The 14,991-nt window shown below is 72.3% G+C and carries 12 protein-coding genes; 10 read left to right on the top strand and 2 right to left on the bottom strand.

What is annotated here, in order from left to right:
- Positions 1-30: 30 nt before the first annotated feature.
- The gene (locus tag ACWFQ8_RS00475) at positions 31-699 is read right to left on the bottom strand and encodes a bifunctional DNA primase/polymerase (RefSeq protein ID WP_453784278.1); all 669 of its coding nucleotides are present in this window, start codon (positions 697-699) and stop codon (positions 31-33) included.
- Between the two features lie 392 nt (positions 700-1,091).
- Here ACWFQ8_RS00475 and nsdA point away from each other — a divergent pair, with 392 nt between their 5' ends.
- From nsdA to ftsH, 6 genes are all read left to right on the top strand, one after another.
- A complete protein-coding gene (gene nsdA, locus ACWFQ8_RS00470; RefSeq protein ID WP_453783983.1) occupies positions 1,092-2,582 on the top strand; it encodes a transcriptional repressor NsdA in 1,491 nt (496 codons plus the stop codon).
- Between the two features lie 342 nt (positions 2,583-2,924).
- Positions 2,925-4,271: an ammonium transporter gene (locus tag ACWFQ8_RS00465; RefSeq protein ID WP_453783982.1), complete on the top strand. Its 1,347-nt coding sequence runs from the start codon at positions 2,925-2,927 to the stop codon at positions 4,269-4,271.
- Positions 4,268-4,606: a P-II family nitrogen regulator gene (locus tag ACWFQ8_RS00460; protein ID WP_453783981.1), complete on the top strand. Its 339-nt coding sequence runs from the start codon at positions 4,268-4,270 to the stop codon at positions 4,604-4,606. Before ACWFQ8_RS00465 ends, ACWFQ8_RS00460 begins: the two co-directional genes overlap by 4 nt.
- A gap of 17 nt (positions 4,607-4,623) precedes the next feature.
- The gene (locus ACWFQ8_RS00455) at positions 4,624-7,050 is read left to right on the top strand and encodes a [protein-PII] uridylyltransferase (protein ID WP_453783980.1); all 2,427 of its coding nucleotides are present in this window, start codon (positions 4,624-4,626) and stop codon (positions 7,048-7,050) included.
- A gap of 225 nt (positions 7,051-7,275) precedes the next feature.
- Positions 7,276-8,847, top strand: coding sequence for a signal recognition particle protein (gene ffh / locus ACWFQ8_RS00450; RefSeq protein ID WP_453783979.1), 1,572 nt, complete (start codon positions 7,276-7,278; stop codon positions 8,845-8,847).
- Positions 8,848-8,950: 103 nt separating this feature from the next.
- The gene (ftsH, locus tag ACWFQ8_RS00445) at positions 8,951-10,927 is read left to right on the top strand and encodes an ATP-dependent zinc metalloprotease FtsH (protein ID WP_453783978.1); all 1,977 of its coding nucleotides are present in this window, start codon (positions 8,951-8,953) and stop codon (positions 10,925-10,927) included.
- Positions 10,928-10,996: 69 nt separating this feature from the next.
- Here the strand turns inward: ftsH and ACWFQ8_RS00440 are convergent, their stop codons facing one another.
- On the bottom strand, positions 10,997-11,719 hold the full coding sequence (locus tag ACWFQ8_RS00440; RefSeq protein ID WP_453783977.1) for a methyltransferase type 11: 723 nt from the start codon (positions 11,717-11,719) through the stop codon (positions 10,997-10,999).
- Between the two features lie 131 nt (positions 11,720-11,850).
- On the opposite strand from ACWFQ8_RS00440, the gene proS reads away from it, so the two are divergent.
- From proS to ACWFQ8_RS00420, 4 genes are all read left to right on the top strand, one after another.
- The gene (gene proS, locus ACWFQ8_RS00435; protein ID WP_453783976.1) at positions 11,851-13,263 is read left to right on the top strand and encodes a proline--tRNA ligase; all 1,413 of its coding nucleotides are present in this window, start codon (positions 11,851-11,853) and stop codon (positions 13,261-13,263) included.
- Between the two features lie 206 nt (positions 13,264-13,469).
- Positions 13,470-14,066 carry a hypothetical protein gene (locus tag ACWFQ8_RS00430; protein WP_453783975.1) on the top strand — a complete coding sequence of 199 codons (597 nt, stop codon included), beginning with the start codon at positions 13,470-13,472 and terminating at the stop codon, positions 14,064-14,066.
- 203 nt (positions 14,067-14,269) lie between these two features.
- Positions 14,270-14,707: a 30S ribosomal protein S16 gene (rpsP, locus tag ACWFQ8_RS00425; RefSeq protein ID WP_453783974.1), complete on the top strand. Its 438-nt coding sequence runs from the start codon at positions 14,270-14,272 to the stop codon at positions 14,705-14,707.
- A 2-nt stretch (positions 14,708-14,709) separates the two neighbouring features.
- Entirely contained in the window at positions 14,710-14,949 is a 240-nt protein-coding gene (locus ACWFQ8_RS00420) for an RNA-binding protein (RefSeq protein ID WP_042810017.1), read from the top strand.
- The last annotated feature ends 42 nt before the right edge of the window (positions 14,950-14,991 follow it).

Here is a 14,991-nt window from a genome sequence, read left to right as displayed (position 1 = left end):
CGGAACGCGGGGGCACCGGCGCGAGCGGGACTACCTCCGCGAGCGGTGGCAGACGTACGCCAGGGTGCCGAGCAGCAGCCGGGCCTGCGGCGGGCCACCGGCGGAGTCGAGCGCGGGCGGCCGCAGCCAGCCGACCGGACCGAGCCCGGCCCGGTCGGACAGCGGGGCCGTCACGAAGGCGCCGTGGCCCAGGGCGCACAGATCGAGGTCGGCGTCGTCCCAGCCCATCCGGTACAGCAGCTGCGGCAGCTCCGCCGCCGCGCCCGGCGCCACGAAGAACTGCGCCCGGCCGTCGGGGGTGACGATCACCGGGCCCAGCGGCAGGCCCATCCGCTCCAACCGGACCAGTGCGCGCCGCCCGACCTCCTCGGAGACCTCGATGACGTCGAAGAAGCGGCCGACGGGGAGCAGCGCCGCCGCGCCCGGGTACTCGCCCCAGGTCTTGGTGACCTCGTCCAGGGTTGCCCCGGCGGGGACCGTGGGGGCGAAGTCGAGCGGATGCGCGCCCGGCGCGGCGCACCGCGCGTCCCCGCAGGAGCAGTCGCGCGAGGGTGCCGCGGCGCGGGCGCCGGGCACCACGTCCCAGCCCCACAGCCCTGTGTACTCCGCCACCACCGTGCACTCCGAGGTCCGGCCGCGGCGCCGGGCGCCGGTGCGGAACTCCCTGGTGCCTCGGCTGCCGCCGATCGTGAAGCCCATGCCCATGCCCCCTCCAACGGGTCGGACGCGCCGGTGGTTACGAGCGCGGTGGGCCCGCTGCCGACGGTCCGCCGCGGGGTGGCCTCCGGGGCCGCCCCGGCGCACGCCCCTCGCGCACTCCCGTCCACCCATCCGTTTTCACCTCGCTGTCAAGTGAATCGCGCCTGGCTGGTGGCGAGTTCGTTCAAAGGGGTGGCGAATGGTGGCGTTTCCGGAATCGCCCTCGCCGCAGGGGTGATCGTAGGATTACTTTCGGTGCACGAACCCCTGAGGCGGACCCGATCGTGGGTATGCCGGAGGCAAGGCGTGAAGGATCTGTGAAGGTCCGTGGCGGCGCTCGGCGCCCCCGCCAGGGTTTCGGGTGGAGAAGCAGAGCGGATGGGGGCGTTCCAGTGGGCGGCAACGGCGCAAGCGGAGCGATCGAGGACCCGGCTGCCCGTAACGAGCAGCTGACCTCGTGGTTCGTCCGCAGCGGCTGGTCCAAGGGCGAACTCGCCCGCCAGGTCAACCGCCGGGCCCGCCAGATGGGCGCCCACCACATCAGCACGGACACCTCCCGCGTGCGCCGCTGGCTCGACGGGGAGCAGCCGCGCGAGCCCGTCCCGCGGATCTTGTCCGAGCTGTTCTCCGAACGCTTCGGCTCCGTCGTCGCCATCGAACAGCTCGGCCTGCGCACCGCGCACCAGACCCCTTCCGTCTCCGGGGTGGACCTGCCCTGGGCCGGCCCGCAGACCGTCGAGCTGCTCGGCGAGTTCTCCCGCAGCGACCTGATGCTGGCCCGCCGCGGCTTCCTCGGGACCTCGCTCGCCCTGTCCGCCGGTCCCGCCCTCATCGAGCCCATGCAGCGCTGGCTCGTCCCGGCCCCGAGCGCCGACCCGGGAGCGCGCGAGGCCAGACCGGCGGGCGCCCTCGGCGGCCCCCGGCCCCCCAGGCTGTCCGGGCCCGAGCTCGACCTCCTCGACGCCACGACCGTGATGTTCCGCCAGTGGGACGCCCAGTGCGGCGGCGGACTGCGCCGCAAGGCCGTCGTGGGCCAGCTCCACGAGGTCACCGACCTCCTCCAGGAGAACCACCCGGCCCCGGTGATGAAGCGGCTGTTCAAGGTCGCCGCCGAACTCGCCGAACTGGCCGGCTGGATGAGCTACGACATAGGGCTGCACCCCACCGCCCAGAAGTACTTCGTCCTCGCGCTGCACGCCGCGAAGGAGGGCGGGGACAAGCCGCTGGGCTCGTACATCCTCTCCGGCATGAGCCGCCAGATGATCCACCTCGGCCGGCCGGAGGACGCCCTGGAACTCATCCACCTCGCGCAGTACGGCAGCCGCGACTGCGCCGGCCCGCGCACCCAGGCCATGCTGTATGCGATGGAGGCCCGCGCCTACGCCAACATGGGGCAGCCCAGCCGCTGCAAGCGCGCGGTGCGCATGGCCGAGGACACCTTCGGCGACGCCGGCTTCGGCGGCGAACCCGAGCCCGACTGGATCCGCTTCTTCTCCGAGGCGGAACTGAACGGCGAGAACGCGCACTCCTACCGCGACCTGGCCTACGTGGCCGGCCGCAGCCCCACCTACGCCTCCCTCGCCGAACCCGTCATGGAGCGGGCCGTCGAGCTCTTCGAGAAGGACGAGGAGCACCAGCGCTCCTACGCCCTCAACCTCATCGGCATGGCCACCGTGCACCTGCTCCGGCGCGAGCCCGAGCAGGCCGCCGTCCTGGTCGGCCGCGCCCTCGACGTGGCGGGAAAGGTCCGGTCCGAACGGGTGAACACCCGCCTGCGCAAGACCGTCGACACCGCCGCCCGCGAGTACGGCGACGTCGCCGAGGTGGTCCGGCTCACCGACCACCTCGCCTCGCGGCTCCCCGAAGCCGCCGAGGCCGTCTGACGGTCCGCGCGGCCGTCTCCCTCCTGCTCCCGGCCGCGGCAGACACCCCGAGAAGCCCGATCAGGCTCCCCCAGCCAGGTCATCCGGGTGCTGCCGCGGCCGGGACCGCCCCGGGCGGGCCCAGCTCCGCCATCTGAACGGCGGCGGCCGTGTTCATCCCCCCGTAACAGCCCGCGCGTCTTCGTCATCGCGGTGAAACACCGAGCGGCGCCGCCGGAAACCGGCCTGCGCGAATCTCAGGACCATTGACCGGCAAGGCCCCCCACCCGGCCGGTTCCCTTAACGCCGCTCAGGTTTTCACGATCGCCCGCACGCGAACGTACCGACGACGAGGAGACGCCGATGGCATCAGCCATCACGACCCTCGCGGCAGACGCCCCGACGCTGTCTGCCGCGAACACCGGGTTCATGCTCATCTGCTCCGCCCTGGTCATGCTGATGACCCCGGGACTCGCCTTCTTCTACGGGGGCATGGTCCGCGTCAAGAGCAGTCTCAACATGCTGATGATGAGCTTCATCAGCCTCGGGATCGTCACGATCCTCTGGGTCCTCTACGGATTCAGCCTCGCCTTCGGCACCGACTCCGGCTCCCTCATCGGCTGGAACTCCGACTACGTCGGCCTCAGCGGCATCGGCATCACCGAGCTGTGGGACGGCTACACCATCCCGGTCTACGTCTTCGCCGTCTTCCAGCTGATGTTCGCCGTCATCACCCCCGCCCTGATCAGCGGCGCGCTCGCCGACCGCGTCAAGTTCAGCGCCTGGGCCCTGTTCACCGCCCTGTGGGTCACGGTCGTCTACTTCCCCGTCGCCCACTGGGTCTGGGGCGCCGGCGGCTGGCTCTTCGAGTTGGGCGTCATCGACTTCGCCGGCGGCACCGCCGTCCACATCAACGCGGGCGCCGCGGCCCTCGGCGTGATCCTGGTCATCGGCAAGCGCGTCGGCTTCAAGCGGGACCCCATGCGCCCGCACAGCCTCCCCCTCGTGATGCTCGGCGCCGGCCTCCTGTGGTTCGGCTGGTTCGGCTTCAACGCGGGCTCCTGGCTCGGCAACGACGACGGCGTCGGCGCCGTCATGTTCGTCAACACCCAGGTCGCCACCGCTGCCGCCATGCTCGCCTGGCTCGCCTACGAGAAGCTGCGCCACGGCTCCTTCACCACCCTCGGCGCGGCCTCCGGCGCCGTCGCCGGCCTCGTCGCCATCACCCCGGCCGGCGGCGCGGTCAGCCCGCTCGGCGCGATCGCCGTCGGCGCCATCGCCGGTCTGCTCTGCGCCATGGCGGTGGGCCTGAAGTACAAGTTCGGCTACGACGACTCCCTCGACGTCGTCGGGGTCCACCTCGTCGGCGGGATCGCCGGCTCCCTCCTGGTCGGCCTCTTCGCCACCGGCGGGGTCCAGTCCGACGTCGCCGGCCTCTTCTACGGCGGCGGCCTGGAACAGCTCGGCAAGCAGGCCGTAGGGGTCTTCGCCGTCCTCGCCTACTCTCTCGTGGCGTCCGCGCTGCTCGCCTTCCTCCTCGACAAGACGATCGGGATGCGCGTCAGCGAGGACGACGAGGTCTCCGGCATCGACCAGGTCGAGCACGCCGAGACCGCCTACGACTTCAGCGGAGCCGGCGGCGGTGCCTCCTCCCGGAGCACCTCCGCCACCGCCACCGCTGCCGCCGCGAGCAAGAAGGTTGACGCATGAAGCTCATCACCGCGATCGTGAAGCCGCACCGGCTGGACGAGATCAAGGACGCCCTGCACACCTTCGGCGTCCAGGGCCTCACGGTCTCCGAGGCCAGCGGCTACGGCCGCCAGCGCGGCCACACCGAGGTCTACCGGGGCGCCGAGTACACCGTGGACCTCGTACCGAAGATCCGCATCGAGGTGGTCGTCGAGGACGACGCGGCCGACGACGTGATGGAAGTGATCGTCGCCGCCGCCCGCACCGAGAAGATCGGTGACGGCAAGGTGTGGAGCGTCCCCGTGGAGTCGGTCATCCGGGTCCGCACCGGCGAACGCGGCGCTGACGCGCTCTGAGTGACGGGAGCCCCTGGGTGTCGAGCGTCGAAGAGAGCACGGATCACACGGCCGACTCGGGACCCAGCGGCTACGCCGCGGCCCGGCTGCGACTCCTCCAGGAGGAGTCGCGGTCCGGGCCCGCCCGGCGTTCCGCCCTCGCCGGGCTGACCGACGACTGGCTGAACTCGCTGTTCACGACCGCCGTACGGGAGACCGGCGTGCGGGGTGCGGCCCTCGTGGCCGTCGGCGGCTACGGAAGGGCCGAGCTCTCCCCGCGCAGCGACCTCGACCTGGTGCTGCTGCACGACGGCAAGGCGGAGCCCCGGGCGCTGAGCGCCCTGGCCGACCGCGTCTGGTATCCCGTGTGGGACCTGGGCCTGGCCCTCGACCACTCGGTACGCACCCCCGCCGAGGCCCGCAAGACCGCCGCCGAGGACCTCAAGGTGCACCTCGGGCTGCTCGACTCCCGGGTCGTCGCGGGCGACGCCGGACTCCTCGCCGGCCTGCGGACCTCCGTCCTGGCCGACTGGCGCAACCAGGCCGCCAAACGCCTCCCGCAGCTCCACGCCCTGTGCCGCGACCGGGCCGAGCGGGCCGGCGAACTCCGCTTCCTGCTCGAACCCGACCTCAAGGAGGCCCGCGGCGGCCTCCGGGACGCCACCGCGCTGCGCGCGGTGGCGGCGTCCTGGCTGGCCGACGCCCCCCGCGAGGGCCTCGTCGAGGCCCGGCGCCGGCTCCTGGACGCGCGCGACGCCCTGCACCTCGTGACCGGCCGGTCCACCGACCGGCTCTCCCTCCAGGACCAGGACCAGGTCGCGGCGCGGCTCGGGCTGCTCGACGCGGACGCGCTGCTGCGCGAGGTGTACGCGGCCGCGCACGTCGTCGCGTACGCGGGCGACGTGACCTGGCGGGAGGTCGGACGGGTCCTGCGGGCCCGCGCCGCCCGCCCCAGGCTGCGCGGACTGCTCGGCCCCCGGGGCACCCAGGCGACCGAACGGGCCCCCCTGGCCGAAGGCGTCGTGGAGTCCGACGGAGAGGCCGTACTCGCCCTGGCCGCGCGGCCCGACCGGGACCCCGTCCTGCCGCTCCGGCTCGCCGCGGCCGCCGCGCAGGCGGGACTCCCCGTCTCCCTGCACGCCCTGCGCCGGCTCGCGGCGCAGGCGAAGCCGCTCCCGGTGCCCTGGCCGGCCGAGGCGCGCGAGCAGCTGCTCACCCTGCTGGGGGCGGGGGAGCCGATGGTGGCCGTGTGGGAGGCCCTGGAGGCGGAAGGCCTGATCACACGGCTGCTGCCCGACTGGGAGCGGGTGCGGTGCCGCCCCCAGCGCAATCCCGTGCACACCTGGACCGTGGACCGGCACCTGATCGAGACGGCGGTACGGGCCTCCGCCCTGACCCGCCGGGTCGGCCGGCCCGACCTGCTGCTGATGGCGGCCCTGCTCCACGACATCGGCAAGGGCTGGCCCGGCGACCACTCCGTGGCCGGCGAGGTCATCGCCCGCGACATGGCCGCCCGGGTCGGCTTCGACGCGCAGGACGTCGCCGTCCTGGGCACCCTCGTACGCCACCACCTGCTGCTGATCGACACCGCCACCCGTCGCGACCTGGACGATCCGGCCACCGTCAAGTCCGTGGCGCGGGCCGTCGGGTCGATCGGCACGCTGGAGATCCTGCACGCCCTGACCGAGGCGGACGCCCTGGCCACCGGACCGGCGGCGTGGAGCGCGTGGCGCGGATCACTGGTGGCGGACCTGGTCGCGCGGGTCGCCGCCGTCCTGGAGGGCGCCGCCCCGGCGGCCCGTGACCTGGAGGTCCCGACCACCGAACAGGAGCGACTGGCCGTGGAGGCCCTGCGCACCCGCGAGCCGGTGCTCGCGCTGCACCCCCGGCAGGAGGAGGACGCCGTGGGCGGGGAGCTGGTCGTGGCCGTCCCCGACCAGCCGGGTGTCCTCCCCGCGGTGGCCGGAGTGCTGGCGCTGCACCGGCTCACGGTGCGGGCGGCGGAGCTGCGCTCCCTGGAGCTCCCCGACCGGCTCGGGGAGGTGCTCGTCCTGCGCTGGCTGGTGGCGGCGGAGTACGGCTCGCTGCCGCAGGCCGCCCGGCTCCGTACCGACCTGGTGCGCGCCCTGGACGGCTCGCTGGACGTCCCGGCCAAGCTGGCGGAGCGCGAGGCGGCCTACCCGAAGAGGCGCGGGGTGGTCCCGCCGCCGCCCCGCGTCACCGCGGTCCCGGACGTGTCCTCGCTGGCCACCGTCCTGGAGGTGCGCGCCCCGGACGCGGTGGGGCTGCTGCACCGCATCGGGCGCGCCCTGGAGGCCGGGGGCGTACGGGTCCGCAGCGCGCACGTCTCCACGCTGGGCGCGAACGCGGTGGACACCGTGTACGTGGTCGACGCCGACGGCAAACCCCTGCCCGCCCCCGCGGCGGCCGCCCTGGCCGGGGCGGTGGAGGCGGGTTTGAGGTGACCGTAACCGTCACGGCAAGGCCGACGTTGATCGGGCTGTGCTCCCCATCACTGCGGGGATGGCCCACCCGGACAGCACGTCCTGAAGATCGGCAACGCTTGCTCCCCACGAATGCGGGGTCATGACCTCGCCTGCCTATTCCGACAGGCGAGGTCGATTCATTTGTGGGGCCGGATACTCTGGAGGACGACCCACCGCCTCCGACCCCAAGGACCTACGAGCGCCGTGTTCGATACTCTCTCCGACCGCCTGGCGAATACCTTCAAGGGCCTGCGCGGCAAAGGCCGGCTGTCCGAGGCTGACATCGACGCAGCGGCCCGGGAAATCCGTATCGCGCTCCTTGAGGCCGACGTCGCCCTCCCGGTCGTCCGCTCCTTCATCGCGAACGTCAAGGAGAGGGCCCGCGGCGAGGAGGTCAGCAAGGCGCTGAATCCTTCGCAACAGGTCCTCAAGATCGTCAATGACGAGCTGGTCACCATCCTCGGTGGCGAGACGCGTCGGCTCCGGTTCGCCAAGACCGCGCCCACCGTGATCATGCTGGCCGGTCTCCAGGGTGCCGGTAAGACCACCCTCGCCGGAAAGCTCGGCCTCTGGCTCAAGGGGCAGGGCCACGCCCCGCTCCTCGTCGCCTGCGACCTCCAGCGCCCCAACGCCGTCAACCAGCTGTCCGTCGTCGCCGAGCGCGCGGGCGTCGCGGTCTACGCGCCCCAGCCCGGCAACGGCGTCGGCGACCCGGTCCAGGTCGCCAAGGACTCCATCGAGTACGCGCGCACCAAGCAGCACGACATCGTCATCGTCGACACCGCCGGCCGTCTCGGCATCGACCAGGAACTGATGCGGCAGGCGGCCGACATCCGTGATGCGGTGTCGCCGCAGGAGATCCTGTTCGTCGTCGACGCCATGATCGGCCAGGACGCGGTCAACACCGCCGAGGCCTTCCGCGACGGGGTCGGCTTCGACGGCGTCGTGCTCTCCAAGCTCGACGGCGACGCCCGCGGCGGTGCCGCGCTCTCGATCGCGCACGTCACCGGCAAGCAGATCATGTTCGCCTCGAACGGCGAGAAGCTCGACGAGTTCGACGCCTTCCACCCGGACCGCATGGCGGGCCGGATCCTCGACATGGGTGACATGCTCACCCTCATCGAGCAGGCCGAGAAGACCTTCTCGCAGGCCGAGGCCGAGAAGATGGCGGCCAAGCTCGCCAAGGGTCCCAAGGAGTTCACGCTCGACGACTTCCTGGCCCAGATGGAGCAGGTCCGCAAGATGGGCTCCATCTCCAAGCTGCTCGGCATGCTCCCCGGCATGGGTCAGATCAAGGACCAGATCAACAACATCGACGAGCGCGACGTGGACCGCACCGCCGCGATCATCAAGTCGATGACCCCGGCCGAGCGCCAGGACCCGACGATCATCAACGGCTCGCGCCGCGCCCGTATCGCCAAGGGTTCCGGCACCGAGGTCAGCGCCGTCAAGTCCCTCGTCGAGCGCTTCTTCGACGCCCGCAAGATGATGTCCCGCATGGCCCAGGGCGGCGGCATGCCCGGGATGCCCGGCATTCCCGGGATGGGTGGCGGCCCCGGCCGGCAGAAGAAGCAGGTCAAGCAGGCCAAGGGCAAGCGCAAGAGCGGCAACCCGATGAAGCGCAGGGAAGAGGAAGCCGCAGCCGCCGCGCGCCGGGAGCAGGGTCCGCAGGCGATCGAGCCCGCGGACGCGAGCAACCCCTTCGGCCTGCCGGCGGCCGGTCAGCCCGGTGGGGACTTCGACCTCCCGGACGAGTTCAAGAAGTTCATGAAGTAGTGCGTGAAGGAGCACCCGCACGGGTGCTCGCGGCGGGCCCCGGACGTGTTCACACGGCCGGGGCCCGCCGTTCTTCCCGGCGCGACGGTGCGTTTTGTCCCTTATGGTCGGCCGAGAGGACGGCAGAAGGAGGCGCCCCGTGCCCAGCCCCACCCCCGTACCGCCCCGCGACCGGGCCGACACGCCCTGGCGCTCGGAGGGTGCCCCGTCCGCCCCGCCGCCGAGAAGGGGGATGCCGGGCGGCTGGCGCGGGCTGATCCTCGCCGCCCTGATCGTCTACCTGATCACCAACCTCGTGCTGTCGTTCTTCAACGAGGGCGACGAGCCGACGATCTCGTACACCGAGTTCAGCAAGCAGGTCGGCGCCGGCAACGTCTCGAAGATCTACTCCAAGGGCGACGCCATCCAGGGCGAGCTCAAGGCGAAGCAGCCGCTGCCCGACGGCGACGAGGGCGACTACACCAAGTTCGTCACGCAGCGCCCCGCCTTCGCCGACGACCAGCTGTGGGCCGACCTGACCAAGCGGAACGTGAACGTCACGGCCGAACCGGTCGTCGTGCAGCGCAGCCTCCTGGCGAACCTGCTGATCTCCCTGGCCCCGATGCTGCTGCTGATCCTCCTGTGGGTGTTCATCGCCCGCCGGATGGGCGGCGCGATGGGCGGGGGCATGGGCGGGCTGGGCCGCAAGGCCCCGCCCAAGCCGGTGGAACTGCAGGAGGGCGCGAAACGCACCACCTTCCAGGACGTGGCGGGCATCGACGAGGTCGAGGGCGAGCTCAACGACGTCGTCGACTTCCTGCGGAACCCGCAGGCGTACCGGGCCATGGGCGCCCGGATGCCCCGGGGCGTCCTGCTGTCCGGTCCGCCCGGCACCGGCAAGACCCTCCTGGCGCGGGCGGTCGCGGGCGAGGCCGGGGTGCCGTTCTTCTCCGCCTCCGCCTCCGAGTTCATCGAGATGATCGTCGGCGTCGGCGCCTCCCGGGTCCGCGAACTGTTCACCGAGGCGCGGAAGGTGGCCCCCGCGATCATCTTCATCGACGAGATCGACACCATCGGCCGGGCGCGCGGCGCGGGCGCGGGCGTGGGCGGCCACGACGAACGCGAGCAGACCCTCAACCAGATCCTCACCGAGATGGACGGGTTCACCGGCTCCGAGGGCGTGATCGTGCTGGCGGCCACGAACCGGGCGGACGTCCTGGACCCCGCCCTGACCCGGCCGGGCCGGTTCGACCGCACGGTGGTCGTCTCGCCGCCCGACCGCACCGGCCGGGAGGCCATCCTGCGCATCCACACCCGCGACATCCCGCTCGCGGCCGACGTGGACCTGGCCCACGTGGCCCGCACCACCCCCGGCATGACCGGCGCCGAACTCGCCAACCTGGCCAACGAGGCCGCGCTGCTGGCCGTCAAGCGCGGGCAGCCGACCGTCACCCGGGCCGACCTGTCCGACGCCCTGGAGAAGGTCCAGCTGGGCGCGGAGCGCTCCCTGGTGATGCCGGAGGAGGAGCGCCGCCGGACGGCCTACCACGAGGGCGGGCACGCGCTCCTGGGCATGCTCCAACCGGGCGCCGACCCGGTCCGCAAGATCACCATCGTTCCGCGGGGCCGCGCGCTCGGCGTCACCCTCTCCACCCCGGACGCGGACCGGTACGCGTACACGGAGGACTACCTCCGCGGCCGCATCATCGGAGCGCTGGGCGGCATGGCGGCCGAGCACGTGGTCTACGACGTGATCACCACGGGCTCGGAGAGCGACCTGGAACAGGTCACCGGCCTCGCCCGCGGCATGGTCGGCCGCTGGGGCATGAGCGAGCGCGTCGGCCGGCTCACCGCGATCCCGGCGGACGGGCAGAGCCCCTACGGGCTGTCCGCCGCCCCCGCCACCCTCGACGCGGTGGACCACGAGATGCGGCGGATCGTGGACGAGTGCTACGAGGACGCCTGCCGTCTGCTGCGCGAGAACCGACCGAAGCTCGACGCCCTGGCCGAGGCACTCCTCGCCGCCGAGACACTGGACGAGGCGGCCGCCTACGCCGCCGCGGGCATCCCCCGCCTGGCGAAGGCACCGGGCACCGACTGAGCCGGCCGGCCGGGGCCGCCGGTGCCCGCGTCCCCCGGCCGCTACCGCCCGCCGATCCGCCCGAACTCCCTAGGCCACCCGGGTGATGACGTACCGGAAGATGTTCGGCAGCCACACGGCGCCGTCGGGCCGCTCGTACGGGTGAAGGGCCTCGGCCAGTTCCTTCTCCGCCAGCGCCGGGTCGAACATCGCGAAGGTCGACGCGCCCCCGGCCCCGCACGAGCCGGTCCCCGCGGCGCAGTACAGCCCGGTCGACAGCAGCCCGCGCACGGCGCTGTCCAGGTCCGCGTACCCGAAGGGGCAGAACACCAGCCCCGAGCCGTCCGGTCTGAGCCCGGCCCGTTCCGCGAGCGCGTCCAGGTCCTGGGGCGCCGGGCCGCCGCCCAGCACCGCGGGCACCGTGCAGCGTTCCGAGGGGCCCCAGTCGGCCAGCACCACGGCCCCGCCCCGCCGGACCGCGGGCAGCGCTGCCGCCAGGGCGGCCGGCGTCGGGGAGAAGGCCAGCAGGGCGTCGTACGGGCGGGTCGGGGCGGGCGGCGCCGGCAGCACCTCCAGCAGCCGCTCCCGGGCCAGCGCCCGGCGGGCCGGATCCGCCTCCACGCCCGTGGCCGCGGCTCCCCGCCCGGCCGCCAGCAGCAGGGCCAGGCCAGCCCCGCAGTCGAGGCCGAGCAGCCGGTCTCCCGGCCCGACCTCCAGCCGGTCGTAGACCGCCTCGTACAGCGGTACCAGCATCCGTTCCTGGATCTCCGCCCAGTCCCGGGCGACGAGCGTCGCGGTCGGCGTCAATGTCATCGAAAGAGCGCTCCTGATTCCGTTTCGCCCCCTTGCCCCCGTTGCCAGGGAACTCCCCATTCGCCCTCGCGTCCAGAGGAGCGCGCCACCCGATTCACGCTCGGCGCACGCGGCGCCGTACCATTCGCGCCATGGCAAAGGCACCCGTTCTCACCCCGCAGGCGGAGGATTTCCCCCGCTGGTACCAGGATCTGATCAACAAGGCCGAGCTGGCCGACAACGGTCCGGTGCGCGGCACCATGGTCATCCGGCCGTACGGCTACGGCCTGTGGGAGCGGATGCAGCAGGAGATGGACGCGCGCATCAAGGACGCGGGCGCCCAGAACGCGTACTTCCCGCTGTTCATCCCGCAGTCGTACCTGACGAGGGAAGCGGAGCACGTCGAGGGCTTCGCCCCCGAGCTCGCGGTCGTCACGCACGGCGGCGGCAAGGAGCTGGATGAGCCGGTCGTCGTCCGGCCCACGTCCGAGACGATCATCAACGACTACTTCTCCAAGTGGGTCCAGAGCTACCGCGACCTGCCGCTCCTCATCAACCAGTGGGCCAACGTGGTCCGCTGGGAGATGCGTCCGCGCGTCTTCCTCCGGACGAGCGAGTTCCTCTGGCAGGAGGGCCACACGGCCCACGCCACCTACGAGGACGCCCGCGACTACGCCGCCCGGATCCACCGCGACGTCTACGGCGACTTCATGACGAACGTGCTCGGCATCGACGTCGTGCTCGGCCGCAAGACCGCCAAGGAGCGCTTCGCCGGCGCCATCAACACCCTCACCCTCGAAGGCATGATGGGCGACGGCAAGGCGCTCCAGCTGGGCACGAGCCACGAGCTCGGCACCAACTTCGCCAAGGCGTTCAACACGCAGTACCTGTCGAAGGAAGGCAAGCAGGAGCTCGTCTGGCAGACCTCCTGGGGCGTCTCGACCCGCATGGTCGGCGGCCTGATCATGTCCCACGGCGACGACGACGGCCTGCGGGTCCCGCCGCGTCTGGCGCACGTCCAGGTCGTCGTCGTGGCGATCAAGGGCGACGAGGCCGTCGCGAAGGTCCGCGAGCTGGGTGCCCAGCTCAAGGCCGCGGGCCTGCGCGTGCAGGTCGACGACCGCGTGGACACCCCCTTCGGGCGCCGCGCCGTGGACTGGGAGCTCAAGGGCGTACCGGTCCGCATCGAGATCGGTCCCCGCGACCTGGAGGCCGGCACCGCGATGCTGGCCCGCCGGATCCCGGGCGGCAAGACCCCCGTGCGGATCGACGCGCTCGCCGACCTGCTGCCCAAGGTGCTGGAGGAGGACCAGGCGCAGCTGCTGCGCGAGTCCCGCGAGCGCCGTGAGGCCCGTACGTCCGACGTCTCGACCATCGAGGAGGCCGCCGAGGCCGCCGTCGCCGGTGGCTGGGCCCGGATCCCGTGGGCGGACCTCGGCCCCGAGGGCGAGGCCAAGCTGGCCGAGCAGGCCGTCTCCGTACGCTGCCTGATCGCCGCGGACGGGTCGGTCCCGGAGACGGACGACGCTCCCGGTACCCTCGCGATCGTCGCCCGCTCCTACTGAGCCGGTCGGCCCGAGTCGATCTCCCGCGCCCCGGCGTGCGGCACCAGCCGCGCGCCGGGGCGTAGTCGTCGTTACGTACCGACTCCTCCTGGGATCGACGCACCCGTCCTCGTCAGGACGCATCAGACTGAACTGACTGGTACGTGCAAAAAATTTGGAATGGCCCGGAATCGGAACACCGGGGCACCTCGGCTCGTTGTCACGACGTGAGCACGACACCCCCTGTTCTCGCCGCAGAGCTGGCGCAGGCGTGGGCCGATATTCAGCGGTACCACCCCGAGCTGCCTGACCTTGCCGCGCCCGAGTCCCTGATCGGAGAGTCCTCGTCCGCCTGCGGCGGCGAGCTCTCCTTCGAGCGACTGCTGCACGAGGCAGTCCACGGCATCGCCGCCGCGCGCGGAGTCCGCGACACCTCGCGCGCCGGCCGCTACCACAACCGCAGATTCCTCGCGATCGCCGAGGAGATGGGGCTGGACCACTCCGAGGAGCCGCACGCGAGCAGCGGCTTCTCCCTGGTGACCCTGAACCCCGAGGCGAAGAAGCGCTACCGCCCCACCATGGAGCGGCTGCAGCGCGCCCTGAAGGCGCACACGGCCGCGACGGCGGCGGACACCAAGCGCAGCTTCCGGGGGCCGGCCGCCCGGCACGGTTCCTCCGGCGGCGGCGTACGGGTGAAGGCCGTCTGCGACTGCGGGCGCAACGTACGGGTCGTGCCCTCCGTCCTGGCCCAGGCGCCGATCGTGTGCGGCGGCTGCATGAAGCCCTTCCGCATCCCCGATGTCACCACGGCGGCGGCCTCCTGACGGCGCTGCCGGGTGAGCCGGGTGCGGGCCGACCCGCCCGGCGGAGGGCGGCGCGGGCGTATGGCACAATGGCTAGCTGTACTCGACAGTCGCATAGGACCCCTCTCTCCTCCGGCTGACGCGTCCATCGGGCACCCGAGTACCGCAACCCCACGTGGCATCTCATGTGCCCAACCACGTCAAGTTCAGGAGACACCACTCCAGTGGCAGTCAAGATCAAGCTCAAGCGCCTCGGCAAGATTCGCCAGCCGCACTACCGCATCGTCGTCGCCGACGCCCGCACCCGCCGGGACGGTCGCGCGATCGAAGAGATCGGTATCTACCACCCGACCTACAACCCGTCGCGCATCGAGGTCAACGCCGAGCGTGCGCAGTACTGGCTGTCCGTCGGCGCCCAGCCCACCGAGGCTGTGCTCGCCATCCTGAAGCTGACCGGTGACTGGCAGGCCCACAAGGGCCTCCCCGCCCCCGCGCCGCTGCTGCAGCCGGTGACGAAGGAGAGCAAGCGTCGCTCCTTCGACGAGTTCGCCAAGGCCCTTGAGGGTGGCGACGCCAAGGGCGACGCCATCACGCAGAAGGCGAAGAAGGCCGACAAGAAGGCGGACGAGGCTGAGGCCGCCGCCGAGTCGACCGAGGCCTGAGCATGCTCGAGGAGGCTCTTGAGCACCTCGTGAAGGGCATTGTGGACAACCCCGACGACGTGCAGGTCGCCTCGCGCAACCTGCGCCGCGGGCAGGTGCTGGAGGTCCGGGTTCACCCGGAGGACCTCGGGAAGGTGATCGGTCGCAACGGCCGCACCGCACGTGCCCTGCGTACCGTCGTGGGCGCCATCGGCGGCCGGGGGATCCGCGTCGACCTCGTCGACGTGGACCAGGTCCGCTGAGTAGTTGAATCACCGGCACGGGCCGGGGAGGGCACACGTGCC

The sequence above is a fragment of the Streptomyces sp. NPDC055254 genome (assembly GCF_053606025.1).
The sequence above is the reverse complement of the archived record's forward strand: the minus strand, read 5'-3'. Positions and strand labels throughout refer to the sequence as shown.

What these genes read in the sequence shown, in the direction of transcription:
- ACWFQ8_RS00475 (WP_453784278.1), bottom strand. Translation starts at nt 699, where the DNA reads ATGGGCTTCACGATCGGCGGCAGCCGAGGCACCAGGGAGTTCCGCACC.
- ACWFQ8_RS00465 (WP_453783982.1), top strand. Translation starts at nt 2,925, where the DNA reads ATGGCATCAGCCATCACGACCCTCGCGGCAGACGCCCCGACGCTGTCT.
- ACWFQ8_RS00460 (WP_453783981.1), top strand. Translation starts at nt 4,268, where the DNA reads ATGAAGCTCATCACCGCGATCGTGAAGCCGCACCGGCTGGACGAGATC.
- ftsH (WP_453783978.1), top strand. Translation starts at nt 8,951, where the DNA reads ATGGTCGGCCGAGAGGACGGCAGAAGGAGGCGCCCCGTGCCCAGCCCC.
- ACWFQ8_RS00440 (WP_453783977.1), bottom strand. Translation starts at nt 11,719, where the DNA reads ATGACATTGACGCCGACCGCGACGCTCGTCGCCCGGGACTGGGCGGAG.
- proS (WP_453783976.1), top strand. Translation starts at nt 11,851, where the DNA reads ATGGCAAAGGCACCCGTTCTCACCCCGCAGGCGGAGGATTTCCCCCGC.
- ACWFQ8_RS00420 (WP_042810017.1), top strand. Translation starts at nt 14,710, where the DNA reads ATGCTCGAGGAGGCTCTTGAGCACCTCGTGAAGGGCATTGTGGACAAC.